The sequence below is a fragment of the Salmonella sp. SAL04162 genome (assembly GCF_046551535.1).
Lineage (GTDB): Bacteria > Pseudomonadota > Gammaproteobacteria > Enterobacterales > Enterobacteriaceae > Salmonella > Salmonella enterica.
In genome coordinates, this window is the sequence record NZ_JBGDVX010000009.1 from 141,232 (window position 1) to 162,229 (window position 20,998).

Sequence of the window (20,998 nt, forward strand, 5' to 3'; positions counted from 1 at the left end):
GTCACTCTTCTCAAGGCGTTTGTTTATGTTCGGGGCCAGTACCGCCAAAATCGTTGATGATAGACCAGGCGATCGGGCCGCTGGCGGCGGCAGGCAGCGTGTACTGCGCGTTGCCGAAAGGCGCCACATAGCGCGGGGCTTTTACTTTTTGACTGCCAACGGAAAGGGTGGCGAAGTTCATATAATAGGGCGTGGGGTTCTTCACGGTGAGCGTGCGACCCTGACGCGACCACGTTAACCGATCGGCAACCTCTTCTGGCTTTTGGGTTAACGCTTTTGGCCGGTAAATCAGCTTAAATTCCGCTTTAACGGCCAGCATGAGCGTATTGTGCTTATTGTCCGGATTGCTGCTGGGAATCGATTTAATATCCAGCCAGTACAGCGACTCGCGATCTTCCGGCAAATTGCCGCCGGTACGGATAATTCGCAGTACGTTCTTTTGCCCGCCATTAAGGCGAAAAAGCGGAGGGGTGACCATAAACGGCGCATCGCCGATCGCCCCGGTTTCGCTGATCGATTGCGCCCAGGACTGAATTAAATAGGGAACGTTGTCGCTATTGCTTATCGATATGGATGCATCTTTGGCATCGCCGTGAAAAATAACCCGCGTTGCGCCGATGTTTATCCCTGCGGCATGCGCCAGCGAACTGCACAACAGGCAACAAAGCAACCCTGCTTTAGCCAATGAATTCATTGATGACCTCAATAAACAAATGGGCCAGCCGACGCTGGCCGCCAGGATCAGTTATATTGCAGATAGAATGTTGCGCTTGCATCGACATTTCCCGACCCAACGGGAACCGCGGTGGCGATATAGCGGGCGGTGAAAGGCATTGAGAGTGTCGTCACCCCCTCTTCTGTAGGGAGCGCGACTGCGGAAGACCATGCCTGAAGATCGTTAAAGGTCACTGGCGTACTGTCACCCGTTTTATCAAGAATTTGCACGCCAATATTCTGAGCATCAGCCTCATTTTTCAGGATGGTCGCATCGGTTCCGTCGAGCGTACCTTCAAAGCGCGCCTGTACATTGCTGTAGATGTTTGCGTCGCAGTTTTCGAGATCGATGGTGAAGCCTTTATCCCCTGCCGTTTGCCCTGCGGCAGTAAAAAGAGAGGCAAATTCGTTCTGTAATGTTACCTCTATTAATACTGAATCCGTTTTTACCGTACAGGCGTTTTGCTGAATGAGGCCGGTGATATGTACGGTGCCGTCTTTAGCGGTGTCTGCCAGCGCGGCGGGGGAGAGGGTGATGGCAGCCAGTGCCACAGCGAGTGTTTTTAAGGTGAGTTTCATTATCTTTGATCCTTTAAGATATTATAAATATTGACATAGTAGCAATATTTATTGTGTGGAAAGTTATTGTTCTTTTTATTCCCGAATGAGTAAATATGACGTTCGATGATTTTTGCGGCGCGAAGAAAAATTCAGAATACATAAATATAAAATATTTATAATATATATTTTATTGATTGTTTCGGTGGATGTTTATTTAAGAATTGCCGTGATTATACTTTCAATGGGCCAGATTCTATGAAGGCTGCGAACATTTTTAAAAATAATGCAAATTTTTTTGAATAAAAAATGATCGTGGTCATAGAGTGTTGTTGGCCAAAAAAACATGCTGACATGCTGGATTGGAGCTCAATGGAGGAGAAGTTATGCTGGGATGGGTGATTACCTGCCATGACGATCGCGCACAGGATATGCTTGATCGCCTGGAGAGAAAAAATGGTCCGCTGGCGCAATGCCGGGCGGTCAATTTTTGGCGCGGCGTGAGCTCAAACATGTTGAGCCGTATGATGTGTGATGCCCTCCATGCCACCGACTCCGGTGAAGGCGTGATATTTTTAACCGACATTTCCGGCGCGGCGCCTTATCGTGTAGCGTCGCTGATGAGCCATAAACATTCTCAATGTGAAGTCATTTCAGGTGTCAGCTATTCATTGATAGAGGAAATGCTTCCTTTGCGAGAGTCGATGAGCAGTTCAGCATTTCGCGACCAGATTGTCGCGCTTGGCGCGCCGGATGTCACCAGTCTCTGGCATCAGCAGCAGAAAAACCCGCCTTTTGTATTGCTACATGATTTGTATGAGTTTTGATCAATACCATTGACGACGCTTTTGCTACAATAACGGCGTTTTTTCGCCTCGGTTATGATATATGGTTATGCGCGTTGTTCTTATCTTGCTGTTCTTTTTCTCCGGTAATGTGTTGGCTGCCTTGCCCGCTCGTTATATGCAAACGACGAAAGACGCCGCCATCTGGTCGCAGATTGGCGATAAAATGGTGACCGTAGGGAATATCCGCGCCGGACAAATTCTTTCCGTAACGCCTGTTGCGGCTGATTATTATGCCTTTAAATTCGGCTTCGGCGAGGGGTTTATCGATAAAGACCATCTGGAACCTGTGCAGGGAAAACAAAAAGTGGAAGATGGCCTGGGCGATCTTAACAAGCCGCTCAGCAATCAGAATCTGGTGACCTGGAAGGACACGCCGGTGTATAACGCGCCGGACATCAGTAGCGCCCCGTTTGGCGTATTGGTGGACAACTTGCGTTACCCCATTATTAGTAAGCTGAAAGGCAGGCTACATCAAACCTGGTATCAGATCCGTATTGGCGACAGGCTGGCTTATGTCAGCGCCATGGATGCGCAGGAAGACAACGGCATTCCGATTTTGACCTATCATCACATCTTACGTGATGAAGAGAATACCCGTTTTCGCCATACGTCCACCACGACTTCGGTTCGGGCATTCAGCAACCAAATGACCTGGCTTCGCGATCGCGGCTATGCCACGTTGACGATGTACCAACTGGAGGATTACATCCATAACCGCGCGAATTTCCCGGCGCGCGCGGTGGCTATCACCTTTGATGATGGCCTTAAATCAGTGAGTCGCTATGCGTATCCGGTATTAAAGCAGTACGATATGAAAGCGACGGCATTTATTATTTCATCGCGTATTAAGCGCCATCCGCAAAAATGGAATCCCAGGTCGCTGCAATTTATGAGCGTGTCCGAATTGCGCAAGATAAGCGATGTTTTTGATTTTCAGTCGCATACTCACTTTTTACATCGGGTAGATGGGCATCGTCGTCCGATTTTATATAGCCGCAGCTACCATAATATTCTGTTTGATTTTGAACGTTCGCGGCGGGCGCTCGCACAGTTTACTCCGCACGTATTTTATCTTTCTTATCCCTTTGGCGGCTATAACGCGACCGCGATCAAAGCAGCAAAAGACGCCGGTTTCCATCTGGCGGTCACCACGGTGAGAGGGAAGGTGAAGCCGGGAGATAATCCGATGCTGCTCAAAAGGCTGTATATTTTACGCACGGATTCGCTGGAAACCATGTCGCGGCTGATCAGCAACCAGCCGCAGGGGTAAGGACTATCAGGCAACCTGGACCGGAATGGCTTTCGCGGTACGCTTCATTTCGTTGTCGCCTTCAAAGTAGGCCACTTTCGGCCGCCATGTCCGGGCTTCTTCATCAGACATGGTGACGAAGCTGGCGATAATCACAATGTCGCCAACCTCAGCGCAGTGCGCCGCCGCGCCGTTCACCGAGATGATTCTGGAGCCGCGTTCAGCCGCAATCGCATAGGTTGAGAAACGTTTCCCATTGGTCACGTTCCAGATATCAATCGCTTCGTTTTCCAGAATACCGGAGGCATCGAGGAAATCCTGGTCAATGGCACAGGAACCTTCGTAGTGCAGGTCCGCCTGCGTGACTTTTACGCGGTGGAGCTTGCCTTGCAGCATGGTGCGAATCATAACATCTATACCCTGTCGTTTATCTTGACTAAGCAGGCGCTTGTGGCCTGCTTTGGAAATTCTCAGGCAGTATTGCCCGATTTTTAACCCCTGTCTACTGGGCTAATGTAACGCTTTGATTATCGATCAGACGCGCCTGACCCAGCCAGGCGGCGGCCAGAATCACGGCGCGTTTGCTGGTTTCCGTCAGTTCCAGCAGCGTGTCGGCATCACGGATTTGAATGTCGTCGGCACGGAAGCCTTTTTCATTCAATTCCTGTTCGGCAATGGCAATAATCTCTTGCAGCTCACGATTACCCGCAATCAGTTTTTCAGCGATGCTATTCATCACGTTGTGTAGACCTGGCGCAATTTTGCGCTGCTCTGCGGTCAGATAACTGTTACGTGAGCTGAGCGCCAGGCCGTCTTTGGCGCGGATAATCGGCACGCCGACGATCTCAATGTCATAACTCATATCCGCCACCATTTTGCGAATCAGCGCCAGTTGCTGGAAATCTTTCTCGCCAAAGCAGGCGATATCCGGCTGGATCAGGTTGAACAGCTTGCTGACGATGGTCGAGACGCCGCGGAAGTGGCCCGGACGGCTGGCGCCTTCCAGCATGGTGGAGAGGCCGGGAACATCAACGTACGTCTGGCCTTCCAGCCCCTGCGGGTAAATTTCCTCAACGGCTGGCGCAAAGACATAATCGACTTTGCGCTTGTTCAGCTTTTCACAGTCTTCCTGCAGCGTGCGCGGATAACGCACCAGATCGTCCGGCCGGTCAAACTGCATCGGATTGACGAAAATGCTGACGAACACCACATCAGCCCGGGCTTTTGCCTCATCGACCAGCTTCATATGACCGTCGTGCAGATTGCCCATGGTGGGAACCAGTGCGACGCGTTTGCCTTCCTGACGCAGACGACGGATATGCTGGCGCAGCAGCGGCAGGGTTTCAATGATTAGCACAACAAGACTCCTTGAGTTGCCAGGTGATCCTGCCCGATGGCGCTGCGCTTATCAGGCCTACATCCGTTGAGGATCTGTAGGCCGGATAAGACGCGTCGCGTCGCCATCCGGCACGGTTAGAAAAATTAGTGAAAGCTGTGTTCTTCGCCCGGATAAACGCCGGACTCCACTTCAGCTATATACTGCCGTACAGCCGCGCGCATGTCGCCCGTTTCGGCAAGGAAATTTTTCGCAAATTTAGGGATATGGCCGCCGGTGATGCCGAACGCGTCGTGCATTACCAGGATCTGCCCGTCGGTAACGTTGCCCGCGCCGATGCCGATCACCGGAATCGACAGTGCTTCCGTGACGCGCTTCGCCAGTTCAACCGGCACGCATTCCAGCACCAGCAGCTGTGCGCCCGCCGCTTCTAAGGCCAGCGCGTCATCCAGCAGCACCTGCCCGGCGTCGCCGCGCCCCTGAATTTTATAGCCGCCGAAGATATTCACCGACTGCGGCGTCAGCCCCAGATGGCCGCACACCGGCACGGCGCGTTCAGTGAGCATTTTCACCGTATCAACCAGCCATGCGCCGCCTTCGATCTTGACCATATTGGCCCCGGCGCGCATCACGATGGCCGCGTTTTCAAACGCCTGTTCCGGCGTGGCATAAGCCATAAACGGCAGGTCGGAGAGCAACAGGCAGTTCGGCGCGCCACGGCGAACGGCGCGGGTATGATAGGCGATATCTTCCACGGTGACCGGCAGGGTGGAGTCGTGCCCCTGAATTGTCATGCCCAGGGAATCGCCCACCAGCATCACGTTGATGCCTTCATCGGCGAACAGTTTGGCAAAGCTATAGTCGTAGGCGGTGATTGTCGCGAAGCGCTTCTTTTCCTGTTTGCATTTTTGCAGCAGTGAGATAGTGGTGGGTTTGCTCATAACCTCTCCGGCCATAATATTGATGAATAGAATGGCCGCATTGTAGGGGAATGACCGAAGAAAGTGTTAGCGCTTTGTGGGAAAGGAAAAAACCGGCAGAGGAGGTCTGCCGGAATAAACATCAGGGATAAGTAATGGTGAATTTACCCGTAGCTTTGAATTTTCCTGGGGTTATCGCTTTGTTACCATCCTGTTTCAGGGTCGCCTGGAAATTCATTACCTGCTCAGCATTCCCAATTTCGCTATTTTCGTAATCCGGGGAATTAGTAAAAGAATAAATAGAACTGCTGATGTTTGGCTTAAGTAAGGTCCAGTCAGCAGGGCTATTTGGATTTTTCTCCCCTTCGATCATGACACCGATACCACCAGCCGCCTCACTGCCGGTAAGTGTATTACCGAGCAAGGTGTTATCCTGTCCTCCTACCGTTGCAGAACTTAACGTAACATTCAATTCTTTAACGTAAGCGCAATTACTGAGCTTTATGGAAAATTTGCGGTTAATGGTATTCGCCGAAATGTCTTTGGCATTCTGTTCCCCAAATGGAACCGTTGAATTTGTTACCCCATCGCCTGTGACCGCATTGGCCTGGCAGGTAGGATAGTTAATCGTCAACTGATTTGGTGCTATATTGTAATATACATTATGTGAGCCTGAGAAGGCTGGTGATGAAGCAAATTGATAATCATACGATTGTTCTTTTCGTAGCGAGACAGATAACGAAGTTGCTCCGGCAGGATTAAAAGAGTCATCAATATACAAATGATATTTAACCCACAGAACAATACCGCCTAATCCAAAATAGGTCCAGTTGGTTGGCCTCTGACAGAGTTCGAAACGACCATCCTTTGGCATGATATTTGTTAAATCAAATTTTTTTGCGCCGGACGTTTCTCCGTTGCTCCAGTTTATCCAGAATTTTTCACCCCAGTATTGGCCGCCAAAGTTGATATTGGTGACTTCGATACCCATGTACATACCAGGAGTATTAGTTTCCCATAACATATTACCGTTGTAGGTTTTACCGGAGTTCTTGTAGCCATGATACAGTGTCAGGACATGGTTATCGCCATCTTTGTTACAACTTAGCCCAGTAGTGGGGTCGAGCTCTGTCGCATCATTCGATACGGAGATTTCACGCAGTCCTGAGCCGTTATGAATAGCTATTGGATTAAGCATGTTTTTGGGCGCATAGGATTTTGTAAAATCCTGCACCGCTCCCCATACGTTTCCCCCTTCATTCTTTGTATATTGGCCTACATATAGTGACCAGCCATACGAAGGCGTCACAAAAGAAACGAAAGATAACAGTAATAATGATATGATTTTAACGACACTCTTTAGTCTCTGAGTGTTTAATAGCATCAGTCGGTGATCGCATTTTGTTATCATAATAGTTAACTGGTCCTCACGTTATTCGTATTCAACATTTACCAGCACGCGGCTGCTGAGTTTGCCGGGGACGACCACGTCGTTACTGAGGACTTTCTGCATCCGGGCATAAAACGTCCATGAGGTATCGCTGTATGTCGTCGCGGCAAAGGTTGCCCGCGAGGAGCCATCGGTGTTCAGAACGTTATGGCGGGGTGACTCGGTGGTAAAAATCACTACGCCGACGTTGGAGGCACCGTCTGTGCTGGTCGCTAAATCATTGGCAAACACCTGCTTATTACCGGTAACGAACTGCCCGCTCTGTGGTAAGAAGTTAAACGTGACGTTCGTGATTGCGCCGCCGCTAACCGGGCAGCTTATCAACTTAATCAGAAATTCCTTGCCGCCCCCGTAGTCCGTTTCCGCCGTGATGCCATCGGCAAAGTAACTCGGCCCGACGGTCGCTAAACTGACTGTACCATTACCGTCAATTTCAATCTGGCAGGTATCTTTCTGCACGGTGGCGGTAAAATCCACGTTGGTGTCGGCATACAGCGGCGCGATAAACAGGGCTGTTGCCAGCCCTGAAAATAACGTGGCGAGCATGAGTCTGCGCAAACGTCTCATTGGTATCACCATTACTGGTAAGTGATGGTGAAGGTGGTGGGGGAATAGAAGTCACCTGCTGTTAGCGCAGTGATTGCATAACCGGTAACCGGCACCATGCGAGCGCTTAACGGATAATCAACCGGTGTGGTTGAACTTGCACTGCTCAGATCAATCTCTTGCGCATTTTTGTTACGGCAGTGGAACTGGACGCTGTTAGAACCTTCCGGGGTATCTGTTGTCCAGAGTTCAACAGCGGTTCTCTGTGCTTTAGACGTCGCTGTGGAGGCGTTGGCAAATTCTGCGTTAGTCGAATCGCTGCCTGCGCAACCTGCATCTCTTGGCGCAATGACCAAAGAGGCTTTTTTATCTTTTAATCCCGCGCAGTCACTGAAGCGCAGTTTAAAGCTTTTGACTTTTGTTTTGGCAAAAACTTCCGAAATGTAGACGTTGCCAAATGCGATAGTATCGGTGGCGGTTTCACCGTCCAGCACCGATGCGGAGCAGGTTCCCGCCGTGATGTTGGCATTTACCGTTAAGTCCAGGCTGGCGGTGCCATCGGCCTGCGCCATTGTTGATACGCCCGCGGTCATGGTCGCCAGTGCGCCTAAGATTACGCCGCGCAATACTTGCTTTTTCATTATCATCGTCCCTGTTATTGATAAGTGAAGTTAAACGTAGCGGTAGAGCTGAAGGCACCCATGGTACCCGCGCCGTCGGTCAGTTCACGCAGCGCAACCGTCATCTCTACTTCGTTTGCTGTGCGCTCGTCGTCAGTCCAGGTAATTGAACCGGAGCCTGGCGTGAAATAGGTTTCATCGGTGGTGCTCTTACGCTTAAAGCCCATACCAATATTGCTGGCCGCATCGGACGCCGCAGACTGGTTTTTAATAAAGTTGCCGCTGGCATCCGCAGAGCTGCCGAGTGCGGTGGTAATTTTCGTCAGGGCGCCACTGCAATCTTTCGCCACAAACTTAAAGTTTTTCTGCGATTCCGCTGATTTTTTTATGATTTTATCCAACCCGACATCGCCGACATTCAGCGTATAGCCGCTGGTAGCATCACCCGATACGTTCGAGCCATCTAACGCCGCAATCGACATGCTGCACGTCGTGGCCAGCACGGTAGCGGTAAAGTCGACGTTGATATCTTCCGCCTGACTGGTCAGTGGAAATATCATCGCGAGCACAGAGGCTGCTAAAAGGTGCTTATTCCTTCTCATTGTCTATTCCATTTGATTTAAGGTTATTAACACGACAGGTTACGTGGTCTAACAGTAAGGTCTGGCTGGACCCTACCGTTTGTTGCGTTGCAGGCAACGCAAAGGTTGCTGAACAAGTTACTGGCTGGTTTTCTTCAAACCAACGTACTGAGAGTTCGCCCGCATCGCTGATACCGCGAACAAAAGCCTGTCCGCCCTGGCCCATGTTGCCGATCTGCACATCGTTCTCGTAGATTTCTGCGCCAAACGGCAGAGCTTTGCCGTCATTGCGGGACATGTTAAGAATGACCGAGCGTCCCTGGTCGGTTTCGAAACTGGCTAAGACCACCGCGCCATCGCGCGGCACCAGAGTTGCGCTGGTGCTCTTAAGCTCAACGTCGTTTTCCAGTGTGTCGATATCGACATTGACCAGGTTTTCTCTGTAGGCGGAAAGCGAGTTTGTCGCGCCGTAGCCCCAGCGATCGATGGTGCTGTTGCCACCATTGATGCGTGCGCCTTTCGCGCCGGGGGCTTTTACCAGCACGATGGCATCGCTATTACCGAAGTTATCGTTAGTGAATGTCAGGCCGCCGCCATGCAGGACAAAGCCCCCGTTTGTCGCGAGCGAATATTGTCGGCTGCTATCGTTATTGGCAGAGGCTGAGGCCGAAATATCTCCCCACGGGGATTGATAGCTGGCATAGCCGCCGATATCAGAGATGCTCTTGCCCTCTTTCTGCATGGTATAACCCGTATTTACGCTATAGTTCAGCATATTGTCTTTGCTGCTACCGCTGCTGTTCATGCTCAGGTTATGGCCACCGTTAAAGTCCGTCCGCATCTGCGTGGAGAGGGTGTTAAAACCGGAACGGCGACTCTCCCCGCCAAGCAGGTTGGCGAGTGGAATACTCAGGTTGATATAGAGCGAATCATCTTTTTTACCGTCTTCATCCCAGGTGCGTTGCAGGTTGACGCTCATGCTGCCCCATGAGAAGCCTTTGCCGTAGCCCAGCGTATAATCGCTGCGGCTGTCGCCCGTCGCCCAGTAATCTGTCCAGGAGCCTGAGAGATAAAAGGAACCGTAATCCGTTTCGCCATACTGTAACGGCTGGCTGATGCTGAGGGTGATCTGGTTTTTCAGGCGCGCAAAGTTATTCATGGTGTTGCGCTGGTCGTCATCCCCATATTTCGCTTCGTCGATCAACTGAAGCGCATCGTTCAGCCCCAGATAATTCTGGGTTGAATAGCGGTAGGCCGCCACGTTAAACGAGGTATCAGTGGCTTCAATCAGCTTGTTCCACGTTAAGCGGTAGCTCTGCCCCTGATAGGTTTTATCGTCAGGGATCTCCGCGCGGGAATGGGTGATGTCCAGCGCGATGGCGCCAAACGGCGTGTTGAGGCCCATGCCGAGCAACCCCGCCAGGTAGTGATTATCGGTAGCCTGAACGCCAGTATAGGCGGTCAGATAGTTGTTCAAACCGTAATAGTAGGTACCCTGCGCGACATACGGATTATCGTGAAGATCGTCGTCATTCACTTCCCCGGCGCTGACATCCCAGCGCCCGACGCCGGGTTTTTGCATCTGCATTACCGAGGAGAAGGGCTGGCTAAAGGTACGCTTGCTGCCGTCGGCCTCTTCGATAGTGACGATGAGGTCGCTCCCGTAGCCAGAAGGGCTGAGATCGTTAATCTCGAACGGACCTGGCGGCACCGTTGATTCATAAATTTTGTAGCCGCCCTGGGTAATGGTGACTTTGGCGTTGGTATTGGCGACACCGCGGATCACAGGGGCGTAGTTGGCAAGCTGTGACGGTAGCATACGGGAGTCACTGTACAGACGCACCCCGCGAATGCTGACCGAGTCGAAAGTCTCGCCGGTGGTGTACGCCTCGCCTAACATCAGTTGCGAGCGCAGCGCAGTGAGATCGCGCTGGATGTAGCGGTTCTGAAAATCGAAGTTACTGCCGCTGTTATTGTTCCAGTTATAGTTACCGTTGGCGCGAAAACGCCATGCTCCGAGGTTAATACCGGTATTGAAAGCGGCGTACATATTGTCGTTATCGACACCGTGATTGGTATTGTGATAGCCGTTAATGTTGTAGGAGAGTAGCGCGGCCGGGATTCCGTTTTCCCATAGCGACGGTTCCACATAGCCGTCATAACTTTTGTTAACCCATGCCTGAGGCACGACGATATCCAGGCGCTGGTCGCCCATATCAAACGTCACGCTGGATTGTTCAATCAGCGCTGGCAGATTTAAGCAATCGCTGCTCTCGTCGTCGCCTTTCTTCAAAATGGCTTTTTCGCCGACGTTTTGCGGCGACTTAATGTGTAGCTGCGCCAGATTTTTCATGGTCAGGCAGGCCTCGGCGCTTTTTTTGCCGATGTCGATAAACGGGATGGTCTGGCTGGCGACGGCCTTCTCATTGACAAACACTCTCACGGTGTACGTTCCCGCTGGCGTGGGGTTGCCATTAGAATAGCGGCTGACATCAATAGACGTAGCGCCATCGCCCATCAGAAATGTGCTGTCGTATTCAACGATGTCCGCAGCCAGGCCGGGCTGACTGTAAAACAACGCACAGCACATCGCGAGCAACGTCTTTTTTGGCATGGTCCTGGTTGTGGAAACGTTTTGCACCGTCTTTTTCATCCTGCTTTGTGATAACGTCATTACAGTGAAGCTGAGCCAGCGATGATGCCGCCGTAGTCATTAATGGACTGGAATTCCAGTTTGCCTGCGCTGGCGTTTTGCAGTCCTTTCACCGTGAAGGCGGCTTTGCCAAAGGGGGCAACCATGGTCGCGTCGACGTCATAGCGTTTTCCGCCGCTGGTGTAGGTGGCAGAGTTAAAGGAGACGTAATACGGAGTCGGGTTATCGGCGCGAAGAACGGCATGGCCCTGTTCGCTGGCGACCTGCCATTTCAGCTGTTTTGCCGCTTCTGCCGGGGCGCCCGGTAAACCCGTCGGGCGATAAAATAGTTTGATGCGGGTGCGAAACGCCAACTGGAGCAAATTCTTATTTTCTTCCTGGTTGGTATTTGCCTTCGGTGGAACTTCCAGCACGTTGAACCAGAAAACGCTTTCGCGATCTTTCGGTAGCGATTCTGTGGCGGTATACATAATTTTTATCGACTGCCCGCGCTTAGGTTCTATTCGTGATACCGGCGGCGTGGCGGCGAAGGGCGCTTTAATACTGCCCGGCTCGGCATTATCATTGCCGAGATCTATCCAGTTCTGAACTAATAATGGGCTTTTACCTTTATTTTCCAGACGCACGCTGACATCTTTTTTATTTGCATCATAAATAATACGCGTGCCAGAAATAATAATATCGGCCTGGCTGGCAGAGCTAAATAATGCCCCGGTCAGAGCGATAGCAGACAAAGTAAACTTTAAAGAGTGAGACATAAGCCGTCCTTGCTGTATTGAATATCCGAAACAGGGTAAGTAGCGCCGAAATTTGCTACTACCCTGCAATGTGCATCGTCTGTAATACTGTCTGTTAAAGACAGCGAGACTGATGACAAACACCGAAGCTGAATAAATGTTGGGTTTTATTTAACCCGTAAAAATTAACTCATTTATATTCATTGAGTTATTGGTTTTATGGGGCAAGACGCAGCCCAACATTAAACAGTACCAATAGCGTTGTCAGCAATCTGAGAGGCGACTATTACTCGTAAGTAAAGGTATAAATCGCATTGGTGGAGACCAGACCGGTTGTCACGCTGGCACCTGCATCAGACGATTTCACGTAAGACGCTTTAAAGTTGTAGGTTGCGATACCGTTGGTAAAGCTTTCTTCCATCGTGTTAGAAGGATCGTTGATTTTCACCAGCGAGAGAGCGTTGGCATCGTCAACATGGTGAACCGCGATATCAACCGCTTTCGCCGCCTCGATACCGCTGCGGGTCAGCGTTTCGTCGTTATCCAGGGTGCCCTTCGTATTGCTAAAAGAGGAGGACATCGTCAGATGTGATTTCACCAGGCCTGCGCCAGCATCGGAGCAGTCGATAATGATGGAGAAATCTTCTGCGTTTACGCCTGCGGTGCTGTTTTGAACTTCTGCGGTAACATCGCTAACGTGTGCGGTTTTCAGAGTAACCGTACCGTCGATATTGCTATTACCAACAGCGGAGCTGACGACTTTTTTACAGGTTTCAGCGCTGACCAGACCTTCAAAATTAATACGACCACCTTCGACAGCCATAACGGAAGAAGAGCCTAAAGCCATAAATACGGCTGTCGCCAGGAGAACTTTTTTCATACTTGCATCCTTACAAAATGAGATAAATGTACCACTTCAATAAGATTAAAGAGGGACGGCACATTTTATGCGTATATTTCATTATGTAAAATAACGAAATATTATATGTTTGTTTAAACGATATTTGTGGTGAATTTTTTTTTCAAAAGCAAAAATGCTGATTAGATTTATATGTTTTTTAATGATGTTTAAAAACAAGATAGTACATTAAATCTGCAAAAAAAGCGGCTTTAGGGGGAGAGGGATGTTAATGAATTCACTGAATCAATTTAATAATTTTACATATAAATGACATTCATTTTTGCTAAACAATCTTTTAAGTGAAAATAACGATTGGATTTATTCCATTAATTAGTGAGCGAAGTAATAATACAGGTTTCTTAAAAATAATATTAATTAAAAATTACCAGTATGCTGGTGCGGGGGTATGTTGATGAACAAGCTGCGTCAGCGCGACGCCATCGTCGGGGAAGCGCAGTTTTGGAGCGATCTCAAACAGCGGCCACAGCATAAAACCGCGGTTTTTCATGTCGTAGTGCGGAACCGTCAGACGGTCGGTGTTAATGACTTCATCGCCAAACAGCATAATGTCGAGGTCCAGCGTGCGCGGCCCCCAGCGTTCCGCTTTGCGCACCCGGCCCTGTTGCAGCTCAATGCGCTGGGTATGGTTAAGCAATTCTTCGGGGGCGAGGGCGGTATCCAGCGCCACCGCGGCGTTCAGGTAATCGGGCTGATCCTGTGGGCCAAGCGGCGGCGTGCGGTAAAACGAAGAAACCGCGACGATACGGCTATCGGGAATGTTGGCGATAGCCTTCAGGGCGGCATTGACCTGCTCCAGAGGAGAGGCCAGATTACTGCCAAGCGCGATATACGCGATCGTCATACGGTGCCCTCGCGGCGCGGCGCGCGTTTGCGCGGACGTGAACGGCGGCGGCGTGGAGCAGGATCGTCGTCCAGCTCGTTGAGCATTCCTTTTTGTTCCGGCGGCGCGGAAGCCTGAAACTCGGCCCACCACTGCGCCAGACGTTGCAGCTCAGTATTATTTTCCACCTGAGCGCGCAGCTCCAGCAAATCAAACGCGGCGCGGAATTTGGGATGTTCCATCAGCTTCCAGGCGCGTTTGCCCTGACGACGGGACATCCGTAACTGAAGCTGCCAAATATCACGGGTAAGCGTGGTCAGACGTTTCGGGATCGCCAGCGAACGGCAGGCTTCATCCAGCACGTCATTCATGGCTAGCGCGAAAGCGTCGTAATAGGCCAGACCGCTCTCCTGAGCGATTTTTTGCGCCATTTCCAGCAGCGGATACCAGAACATGGCGGCAAACAAAAATGCCGGATTAACGCGCATTTCGTTACGGATGCGGTTATCCGTATTCTTCAACACCAGCGCAATGATGCGTTCCATTGCGCTGTCGCCGTTTTCGGTGAAATAACGCGTAATGGTAGGAAACAACGGCTGGAAGAGGTGGTATTCCCGCAGTTGTTGATAGGTTTCAAAACCGTTCCCCGCCTGCAACAGCTTCAGCGACTCTTCGAACAGGCGCGCGGGAGGAATGTCGTTTAGCAAGGTTGCCAGACGCGGGATTGGCTCAGCCGTTTCAGGGCTGATACGCATATTGAGCTTCGCAGCGAAACGCACGGCGCGCAGCATTCGAACCGGATCTTCGCGGTAGCGCGTTTCCGGATTGCCGATCAGGCGAATCACGCCTTCTTGCAGATCCTGCATCCCGCCGACGTAATCGCGCACGGTAAAATCCGCCACGCTGTAGTAAAGGCTGTTGATGGTGAAATCGCGGCGCTGGGCATCTTCTTCGATAGAGCCGAAGATATTATCGCGCAGCAGCATACCGTTTTGCCCACGCTGGGAGGTCGTACGGTCGCTTTCACTGCCTTCATGATGACCACGAAACGTTGCCACTTCGATAATTTCCGGGCCAAACATCACGTGAGCCAGGCGGAAACGACGCCCCACCAGACGGCAATTGCGGAATAATTTCCGTACCTGATCCGGTGTTGCGTTGGTGGTCACGTCGAAATCCTTCGGCTTTTTGCCGAGCAGAAGATCGCGGACGCCGCCGCCGACCAGGTAGGCTTCATAGCCCGCTTTGTTCAGCCTGTACAGTACCTTGAGGGCATTTTCACTGATATCTTTGCGGGAGATAGCGTGCTGTTCACGCGGGATAATCGTCATATGTGGACGGGCGACGGCTTGTTCTGCCTCGCTCTCCTCGCGGCTTAACACCTTACGGCAAAAATTAGCGACTCGGGTAAAAATAGCGCACCTCGGTAGTGTCATACATTAATAAGATCAACTTACTCTATGTCTTTCGCATTACGGCAGACGGGCGTAAGAGAACAACGCGACCTGGGCTGTAAGCATCATTAACGCCGCAGCAATGCGAAAGACGATGAGCAAAAATAGCGGCTAATCATAGCTCAGCGAGACGCATTTGAGAATGCCGGATTTACATTAGCCGATGTGGGTACGGCTGCAAGCCTCCAGTGCGCTACCGCAAAGCGCAGCAACTCCTCAACAGACATCTCCTGCCACGCTACGACGTCGCGTTGGCCTAAAAAGCGCAATGCCTGGACCAGTACCGGGCGCGGATCGCCTGTTGCAAGCGCAGGGGCATGATTTTGTTTGGAAAGTTTAGCGCCTTGTTCGTTGAGCGCCAGCGGAAGGTGCACGTAACCTGGCGCACGCCAGCCAAACTGTTTATACAGCGAAAGTTGTCGGACAGTGGGTTCGATTAAATCTGCGCCGCGGACGATCTCCGTCACTCCCTGAAAATGATCATCGACCACCACGGCCAGATTATAAGCAAACAGTCCGTCGCGGCGGTGGATAATAAAATCTTCGCTCGCCAGCTGTGGGTTAGCCTGGATATCGCCGCGCAAGGCATCATGGAAACGCATCACCGGATGCTGCTGTTTAATCCTGACGGCGGCATTCTCCGGCCCGTGGTATAACGTCCGGCAATGGCCGTCGTAAATACCGCCCAGACGTTGAATGCGCGAGCGGGGGCAAGTGCAGTAGTAGCTCAGTCCCTGCTCGTGAAGCCAGGCCAGCGCCTCGCGATAAGCCTCATGACGCTGTGATTGCCATAAGACCTCGCCATCCCAGTGCAGGCCGTAATGTTCCAGCTGGCGCAGAATGGTCGCTGCGGCACCGGGAACTTCACGTGGGGGGTCGATATCCTCTATACGAACGCGCCAAATTCCGCGTTGCGCACGGGCTTGTAGATAGCTGCCGAGGGCGGCGATTAACGAGCCGAAATGCAGTTCGCCGGATGGCGACGGCGCGAAACGGCCAATATAGTGTGAGTCAGTCATGCTGCGGGCAATAAAGAATAAGGCGGGAAAACTCCCGCCTGTCATAAATAGGGTAGAAACGAACGGGATTAACCCGCCATCTGTTTTTCGCGAATTTCAGCCAGCGTTTTGCAGTCGATGCACAGATCGGCTGTTGGACGCGCTTCCAGGCGGCGGATACCAATCTCCACCCCGCAGGACTCGCAATAACCGAAGTCTTCATCTTCCACTTTCTTCAGCGTCTTCTCGATCTTTTTGATCAGTTTGCGCTCACGGTCACGATTACGTAACTCCAGGCTAAACTCCTCTTCCTGCGCGGCGCGATCGACCGGATCGGGGAAGTTGGCGGCTTCGTCCTGCATGTGCGTCACAGTGCGATCGACTTCATCCCGGAGTTGATTACGCCATGCTTCAAGAATACGCTTGAAGTGCGATAGCTGGGCTTCGTTCATATACTCTTCGCCCGGTTTCTCCTGGTACGGCTCCACCCCAGCGATGGCGAGAATACTCAGGGACGATGTTTTACGGTTTTGCCCTTCTTGCATGTTGCTTCTCCTTAACACGCACTATCGATCCCCATGTTCGGGGGAAAATCAGGTCGCTATAAATAGCAGATGCTTTTCCGGATAGCAATTATCTAAACGTAACACTTGACAACCCTGTGAGGAAAAGCGTATTTACGCACGCGGCCAGAATACTTAATAATCAGGCTGTTATTCCACTACAACGTTATGGGTACTGGTTCGTTCAGTTCCATTTTTTGGGCTGAAAGTTCTGCTTTATAAGCTAAAACTTCCACGCCTTTATTCTGAGCCTCGCTCAATAGCTGCGCGTATTTTACATCGATATGACGTGCGGGTGAAAAACGTGTAATGGCGGAGTGCAGCACCGCGAACACCACCACCGCGCGATGACCTGCCGCCGCAACGCCCATCAACTCCCGAAGATGTTTTTGCCCTCGTTCGGTGATGGCGTCGGGAAAATAACCGTTTTCTTTTTCCGCTAACGTGACCGATTTCACTTCAATATAGCAGTCCGGGCGGAAATCTGCCTGTAACATAAAATCTATACGGCTGCGCTCGGCGCCATATTTGACTTCACTTTTCAGAATATTGTACCCCGCCAGCGCCGGCAGGCGATTCTCCTGAATCGCTTCTTTCGTTAGCTGGTTCGCCCGCAGCGTATTCACGCAAATGAATGCGCCGGATTGCGTTTCAGTCAATTCCCAGGTATGCGGATATTTGCGTTTAGTATTTTCTGATGTCGAATACCAGACGGTATCGCCTGGCGTGGCGCAGCCGGTCATTGCGCCGGTATTAGGACAGTGCAGCGTAAGCGTCGTACCGTCAGGGGTGATCACATCGGCTAAAAAACGTTTATAGCGCTGAATCAACGTAGCGCGTTGTAAAGGGGGGGAGAATAGCATCGACATTCCTTCATTATTATTCGCCCAGCGTCCAGCGCTGCAGCTCGGCATAGCGGGTACGGCCTTGCCCATACGAAGAGGCGTAAAGCGCAAATGACGTAACCGGAAATGACCAGCAAAAGCCCGGCGGCGGGATAGCCACCGTATGGCTGGCGTCGCGCAGCAGCGTAATATGCGGGTGAAAAGGCTGCGGGCTTTGGTAACAACCGCTGCGGGCGGCCTGCGCGCGCAGCATATTAGCCAACTGCAACAACCCGCGCGGCGGCTGGCGCATCCCCAGCCACACCACGCGTGAACGCAGCCACTGACCGGCGTCATCCAGATGTAGCGTAAAGCCCGGCTGGCGAATTCGTCCGGCCAGTTGCGCAATCGCGCGCTGCTTATCGTTACTGACGTCGCCTAAAAAGGCCAGCGTCAGGTGCAGGTTCGCCGCTGCGACGGGGCGTCCGTCTTCAGACGCAAAATGAGCGGCGCGCCAGGCGATAATTTGCGTGCGCGCGTCGTCGGGTAAGTCAATCGCAAAAAACAGCCGTTTTGGCTCAGACATAGGGATACTCGGTTATGGATTAACACGATGCTACAATGCGGCGCAAAGAAAGTTAACCCCGTGGAGCCGTTTGTGACGTCATTGCCCGTTGCCGCCGTATTGCCTGAATTGTTGACAGCCCTAAAAACCGCGCCGCAGGTTTTGTTGTCCGCGCCTACCGGGGCGGGGAAATCCACCTGGCTGCCGTTGCAACTCCTGCAACAAGGTCCGGTTGCTGGAAAAATCCTCCTGCTTGAACCGCGTCGTCTGGCGGCGCGTAATGTCGCGCAGCGTCTGGCGGAAGCGTTGAATGAAAAGCCTGGCGAAACGGTAGGTTACCGGATGCGCGCGCAAAGTTGCGTGGGGCCGCGTACCCGGCTGGAAGTAGTGACAGAAGGCGTATTGACCAGAATGATTCAGCGCGATCCCGAATTACGCGGCGTGGGGCTGGTGATACTGGATGAGTTTCATGAGCGCAGTTTACAGGCGGATTTAGCGTTGGCGCTGTTGCTGGATATCCAGCAAGGGCTTCGTGACGATCTCAGGCTGTTAATCATGTCAGCGACGCTGGATAACGACAGGCTCTGTCAGCGACTGCCTGATGCGCCGACGATCGTCTCGGAGGGGCGCGCGTTCCCGGTGGAGCGACGTTATCAACCGCTTGCGGCGCATTTGCGTTTTGATGAAGCCGTCGCGATGGCGACAGCGGAACTGCTGCGCAATGAAAACGGTTCGCTGCTGCTATTTTTACCCGGCGTAGGCGAAATACAGCGCGTTCATGAACATCTGGCGTCGCGGGTAGGGAGTGATGTCCTGCTTTGTCCGCTGTATGGCGCATTGTCTCTGGAGGCGCAACGCAAAGCGATTGTTCCCGCACCCGCCGGGATGCGTAAAGTGGTGTTGGCGACTAACATTGCCGAAACCAGTTTGACGATTGAAGGGATTCGTCTGGTCGTCGATAGCGCTCAGGAGCGCGTTGCGCGATTCGATGCGCGAACGGGACTGACGCGGCTGGTTACGCAGCGTATCAGTCAGGCGTCAATGACGCAGCGCGCGGGGCGCGCCGGACGACTGGCGCCGGGTATCTGTTTACATCTGCTGGCAAAAGAACAGGCGGAGCGGGCGGCGGCGCAAAGCGATCCGGAAATCTTACACAGCGACCTCTCCGGTTTGTTGATGGAAGTGTTGCAGTGGGGATGTCACGATCCGGCATCGCTTTTCTGGCTGGACAGGCCGCCGGAGGTGAATCTTCAGGCCGCCCGCCGTTTATTATTGATGTTAGGCGCGCTGGAGGGCGAGCGGTTAAGCGCGCGGGGGCGGAAAATGGCGGCAACAGGTAACGAGCCGCGCCTGGCGGCGATGTTAGTCAACGCCGGCGAGGGCGATAGCGCCGCCACCGCCGCCATGCTCGCGGCCATCCTTGAGGACCCGCCGCGCGGCGGCGGTACGGATTTAAGCGTGCTATTTTCGCGGCGACAGCCGGGCTGGCAGCAGCGTAGCCAGCAGCTTTTAAAACGGCTGCAGGTGCGTAATGGCGAGCCGGATAGCGCGCTTATTATGCCGCTATTGGCCAGAGCGTTTAGCGACCGCATCGCGCGGCGTCGTGGTCAGGAAGGGCGCTATCAGTTAGCCAATGGTATGGGCGCGATGTTAGATGCGGATGACGCGTTGGGACGTCATGAATGGCTGATCGCGCCGCTGTTGCTGCAAGGTAGCGCCTCGCCGGACGCCCGAATATTGTTGGCGCAGCCGCTGGATATCGCCTCGCTGATTCAGGCGTGTCCTGATTTACTGCGCCAGTCTGACACGGTTGAATGGGACGAAGCGCAGGGAACGTTGAAAGCGTGGCGCAGAATGCGTATTGGACAGTTGACGGTTAGCGTTCAGCCACTGGCGAAACCGTCTGAAGAGGAGCTTCATCAGGCGATGCTGAACGGCATCCGCGATAAAGGTCTGGCCGTCCTTAACTGGACGCCGGAAGCGGAGCAGTTCCGTCTGCGTCTGCACTGTGCGGCGAAATGGCTGCCGGAATATGACTGGCCTGCCGTGGATGAGGCGTCGCTGCTGGCGACTCTGGAAAACTGGTTGCTGCCGCACATGACAGGCGTACAGTCGTTACGGAGTCTGAAATCTCTGAATGTGACTCAGGCGTTACGGGGACTGCTTGACTATGCCATGCTGCAACGTCTGGATAGTGAACTGCCTGGGCATTACACTGTGCCGACGGGAAGCCGAATAACGATTCGTTATCATGAAGATAACCCGCCCGCTCTGGCGGTCAGAATGCAGGAAATGTTTGGCGAAGCGAAGACTCCAACCATCGCTCAGGGCCGCGTGCCGCTGGTGCTGGAGCTGCTTTCGCCTGCGCAGCGACCGCTACAGATTACGCGCGATTTAAGCGCTTTCTGGCAGGGGGCGTATCGAGAAGTGCAAAAAGAGATGAAGGGCCGTTACCCCAAACATGTCTGGCCGGACGATCCGGCGAATACGGCCCCAACGCGGCGCACGAAGAAGTATTCGTGACGTGTTATACGTTGCCTCCAGGCCGGATAAGGCGTTAATCGCCATCCGGCAAAAGGGTAAATTGAGAGATTTCTTCTTCTGTCGTCTGGCGGAAGAATAGAGAATCGGGCCTTTGCG

Annotated in this window: 21 protein-coding genes; 3 read left to right on the plus strand and 18 right to left on the minus strand. The window is 52.4% G+C overall.

Features of this window, described 5'->3' with window-relative positions:
- Positions 1-10: 10 nt before the first annotated feature.
- Complete coding sequence (stiB, locus tag ACLJRH_RS18095; RefSeq protein ID WP_023136514.1) at positions 11-694, minus strand: fimbrial biogenesis chaperone StiB; 684 nt, start codon at positions 692-694, stop codon at positions 11-13.
- A gap of 47 nt (positions 695-741) precedes the next feature.
- Complete coding sequence (locus ACLJRH_RS18100) at positions 742-1,293, minus strand: fimbrial protein (protein WP_000779119.1); 552 nt, start codon at positions 1,291-1,293, stop codon at positions 742-744.
- Positions 1,294-1,658: 365 nt separating this feature from the next.
- On the opposite strand from ACLJRH_RS18100, the gene ACLJRH_RS18105 reads away from it, so the two are divergent.
- Entirely contained in the window at positions 1,659-2,099 is a 441-nt protein-coding gene (locus ACLJRH_RS18105; RefSeq protein WP_000901969.1) for a PTS sugar transporter subunit IIA, read from the plus strand.
- Between the two features lie 61 nt (positions 2,100-2,160).
- Positions 2,161-3,390, plus strand: a complete 1,230-nt coding sequence (locus ACLJRH_RS18110) for a polysaccharide deacetylase family protein (protein ID WP_000245326.1) — start codon at positions 2,161-2,163, stop codon at positions 3,388-3,390.
- A 6-nt stretch (positions 3,391-3,396) separates the two neighbouring features.
- Here ACLJRH_RS18110 and panD read toward each other — a convergent pair whose 3' ends face one another.
- The 16 genes from panD to thpR form a co-directional block, all read right to left on the minus strand.
- Positions 3,397-3,777: an aspartate 1-decarboxylase gene (gene panD / locus ACLJRH_RS18115; RefSeq protein WP_000621526.1), complete on the minus strand. Its 381-nt coding sequence runs from the start codon at positions 3,775-3,777 to the stop codon at positions 3,397-3,399.
- Between the two features lie 94 nt (positions 3,778-3,871).
- Entirely contained in the window at positions 3,872-4,726 is an 855-nt protein-coding gene (gene panC / locus ACLJRH_RS18120) for a pantoate--beta-alanine ligase (protein ID WP_000905340.1), read from the minus strand.
- Positions 4,727-4,851: 125 nt separating this feature from the next.
- On the minus strand, positions 4,852-5,646 hold the full coding sequence (gene panB / locus ACLJRH_RS18125) for a 3-methyl-2-oxobutanoate hydroxymethyltransferase (RefSeq protein ID WP_000043005.1): 795 nt from the start codon (positions 5,644-5,646) through the stop codon (positions 4,852-4,854).
- A 121-nt stretch (positions 5,647-5,767) separates the two neighbouring features.
- Positions 5,768-7,036 carry a fimbrial-like adhesin gene (locus ACLJRH_RS18130; protein WP_001529891.1) on the minus strand — a complete coding sequence of 423 codons (1,269 nt, stop codon included), beginning with the start codon at positions 7,034-7,036 and terminating at the stop codon, positions 5,768-5,770.
- Positions 7,037-7,057: 21 nt separating this feature from the next.
- Positions 7,058-7,642: a fimbrial-like protein gene (locus ACLJRH_RS18135; RefSeq protein WP_023892065.1), complete on the minus strand. Its 585-nt coding sequence runs from the start codon at positions 7,640-7,642 to the stop codon at positions 7,058-7,060.
- 11 nt (positions 7,643-7,653) lie between these two features.
- Positions 7,654-8,262, minus strand: coding sequence for a fimbrial protein StaE (staE, locus tag ACLJRH_RS18140; RefSeq protein ID WP_000745164.1), 609 nt, complete (start codon positions 8,260-8,262; stop codon positions 7,654-7,656).
- Positions 8,263-8,276: 14 nt separating this feature from the next.
- A complete protein-coding gene (locus tag ACLJRH_RS18145; RefSeq protein WP_001542775.1) occupies positions 8,277-8,843 on the minus strand; it encodes a fimbrial protein in 567 nt (188 codons plus the stop codon).
- A complete protein-coding gene (locus ACLJRH_RS18150; protein ID WP_001125005.1) occupies positions 8,830-11,436 on the minus strand; it encodes an outer membrane usher protein in 2,607 nt (868 codons plus the stop codon). Before ACLJRH_RS18150 ends, ACLJRH_RS18145 begins: the two co-directional genes overlap by 14 nt.
- Positions 11,437-11,495: 59 nt before the next feature.
- On the minus strand, positions 11,496-12,233 hold the full coding sequence (locus ACLJRH_RS18155; RefSeq protein ID WP_000019793.1) for a fimbrial chaperone: 738 nt from the start codon (positions 12,231-12,233) through the stop codon (positions 11,496-11,498).
- Positions 12,234-12,498: 265 nt separating this feature from the next.
- Entirely contained in the window at positions 12,499-13,092 is a 594-nt protein-coding gene (locus ACLJRH_RS18160; RefSeq protein ID WP_000756783.1) for a fimbrial protein, read from the minus strand.
- Positions 13,093-13,495: 403 nt separating this feature from the next.
- The gene (folK, locus tag ACLJRH_RS18165) at positions 13,496-13,975 is read right to left on the minus strand and encodes a 2-amino-4-hydroxy-6-hydroxymethyldihydropteridine diphosphokinase (RefSeq protein WP_000150780.1); all 480 of its coding nucleotides are present in this window, start codon (positions 13,973-13,975) and stop codon (positions 13,496-13,498) included.
- The gene (gene pcnB, locus ACLJRH_RS18170) at positions 13,972-15,369 is read right to left on the minus strand and encodes a polynucleotide adenylyltransferase PcnB (protein WP_204100804.1); all 1,398 of its coding nucleotides are present in this window, start codon (positions 15,367-15,369) and stop codon (positions 13,972-13,974) included. Before pcnB ends, folK begins: the two co-directional genes overlap by 4 nt.
- A gap of 161 nt (positions 15,370-15,530) precedes the next feature.
- A complete protein-coding gene (gene gluQRS, locus ACLJRH_RS18175; RefSeq protein WP_000132298.1) occupies positions 15,531-16,427 on the minus strand; it encodes a tRNA glutamyl-Q(34) synthetase GluQRS in 897 nt (298 codons plus the stop codon).
- A 68-nt stretch (positions 16,428-16,495) separates the two neighbouring features.
- The gene (dksA, locus tag ACLJRH_RS18180; RefSeq protein ID WP_001155232.1) at positions 16,496-16,951 is read right to left on the minus strand and encodes an RNA polymerase-binding protein DksA; all 456 of its coding nucleotides are present in this window, start codon (positions 16,949-16,951) and stop codon (positions 16,496-16,498) included.
- A 176-nt stretch (positions 16,952-17,127) separates the two neighbouring features.
- Positions 17,128-17,832 carry a DNA/RNA nuclease SfsA gene (sfsA, locus tag ACLJRH_RS18185; RefSeq protein ID WP_023136516.1) on the minus strand — a complete coding sequence of 235 codons (705 nt, stop codon included), beginning with the start codon at positions 17,830-17,832 and terminating at the stop codon, positions 17,128-17,130.
- A gap of 16 nt (positions 17,833-17,848) precedes the next feature.
- A complete protein-coding gene (thpR, locus tag ACLJRH_RS18190; protein ID WP_023136517.1) occupies positions 17,849-18,379 on the minus strand; it encodes an RNA 2',3'-cyclic phosphodiesterase in 531 nt (176 codons plus the stop codon).
- Between the two features lie 72 nt (positions 18,380-18,451).
- Here thpR and hrpB point away from each other — a divergent pair, with 72 nt between their 5' ends.
- On the plus strand, positions 18,452-20,881 hold the full coding sequence (hrpB, locus tag ACLJRH_RS18195; RefSeq protein ID WP_023136518.1) for an ATP-dependent helicase HrpB: 2,430 nt from the start codon (positions 18,452-18,454) through the stop codon (positions 20,879-20,881).
- The last annotated feature ends 117 nt before the right edge of the window (positions 20,882-20,998 follow it).

Bases quoted from the DNA above. Each gene is read 5' to 3' on its own strand.
- stiB (WP_023136514.1), bottom strand. From the start codon at position 694: ATGAATTCATTGGCTAAAGCAGGGTTGCTTTGTTGCCTGTTGTGCAGT.
- ACLJRH_RS18100 (WP_000779119.1), bottom strand. From the start codon at position 1,293: ATGAAACTCACCTTAAAAACACTCGCTGTGGCACTGGCTGCCATCACC.
- ACLJRH_RS18105 (WP_000901969.1), top strand. From the start codon at position 1,659: ATGCTGGGATGGGTGATTACCTGCCATGACGATCGCGCACAGGATATG.
- ACLJRH_RS18110 (WP_000245326.1), top strand. From the start codon at position 2,161: ATGGTTATGCGCGTTGTTCTTATCTTGCTGTTCTTTTTCTCCGGTAAT.
- panD (WP_000621526.1), bottom strand. From the start codon at position 3,777: ATGATTCGCACCATGCTGCAAGGCAAGCTCCACCGCGTAAAAGTCACG.
- panB (WP_000043005.1), bottom strand. From the start codon at position 5,646: ATGAGCAAACCCACCACTATCTCACTGCTGCAAAAATGCAAACAGGAA.
- ACLJRH_RS18130 (WP_001529891.1), bottom strand. From the start codon at position 7,036: ATGATAACAAAATGCGATCACCGACTGATGCTATTAAACACTCAGAGA.
- ACLJRH_RS18135 (WP_023892065.1), bottom strand. From the start codon at position 7,642: ATGAGACGTTTGCGCAGACTCATGCTCGCCACGTTATTTTCAGGGCTG.
- staE (WP_000745164.1), bottom strand. From the start codon at position 8,262: ATGAAAAAGCAAGTATTGCGCGGCGTAATCTTAGGCGCACTGGCGACC.
- ACLJRH_RS18145 (WP_001542775.1), bottom strand. From the start codon at position 8,843: ATGAGAAGGAATAAGCACCTTTTAGCAGCCTCTGTGCTCGCGATGATA.
- ACLJRH_RS18150 (WP_001125005.1), bottom strand. From the start codon at position 11,436: ATGCCAAAAAAGACGTTGCTCGCGATGTGCTGTGCGTTGTTTTACAGT.
- ACLJRH_RS18155 (WP_000019793.1), bottom strand. From the start codon at position 12,233: ATGTCTCACTCTTTAAAGTTTACTTTGTCTGCTATCGCTCTGACCGGG.
- ACLJRH_RS18160 (WP_000756783.1), bottom strand. From the start codon at position 13,092: ATGAAAAAAGTTCTCCTGGCGACAGCCGTATTTATGGCTTTAGGCTCT.
- folK (WP_000150780.1), bottom strand. From the start codon at position 13,975: ATGACGATCGCGTATATCGCGCTTGGCAGTAATCTGGCCTCTCCTCTG.
- gluQRS (WP_000132298.1), bottom strand. From the start codon at position 16,427: ATGACTGACTCACACTATATTGGCCGTTTCGCGCCGTCGCCATCCGGC.
- dksA (WP_001155232.1), bottom strand. From the start codon at position 16,951: ATGCAAGAAGGGCAAAACCGTAAAACATCGTCCCTGAGTATTCTCGCC.
- sfsA (WP_023136516.1), bottom strand. From the start codon at position 17,832: ATGCTATTCTCCCCCCCTTTACAACGCGCTACGTTGATTCAGCGCTAT.
- thpR (WP_023136517.1), bottom strand. From the start codon at position 18,379: ATGTCTGAGCCAAAACGGCTGTTTTTTGCGATTGACTTACCCGACGAC.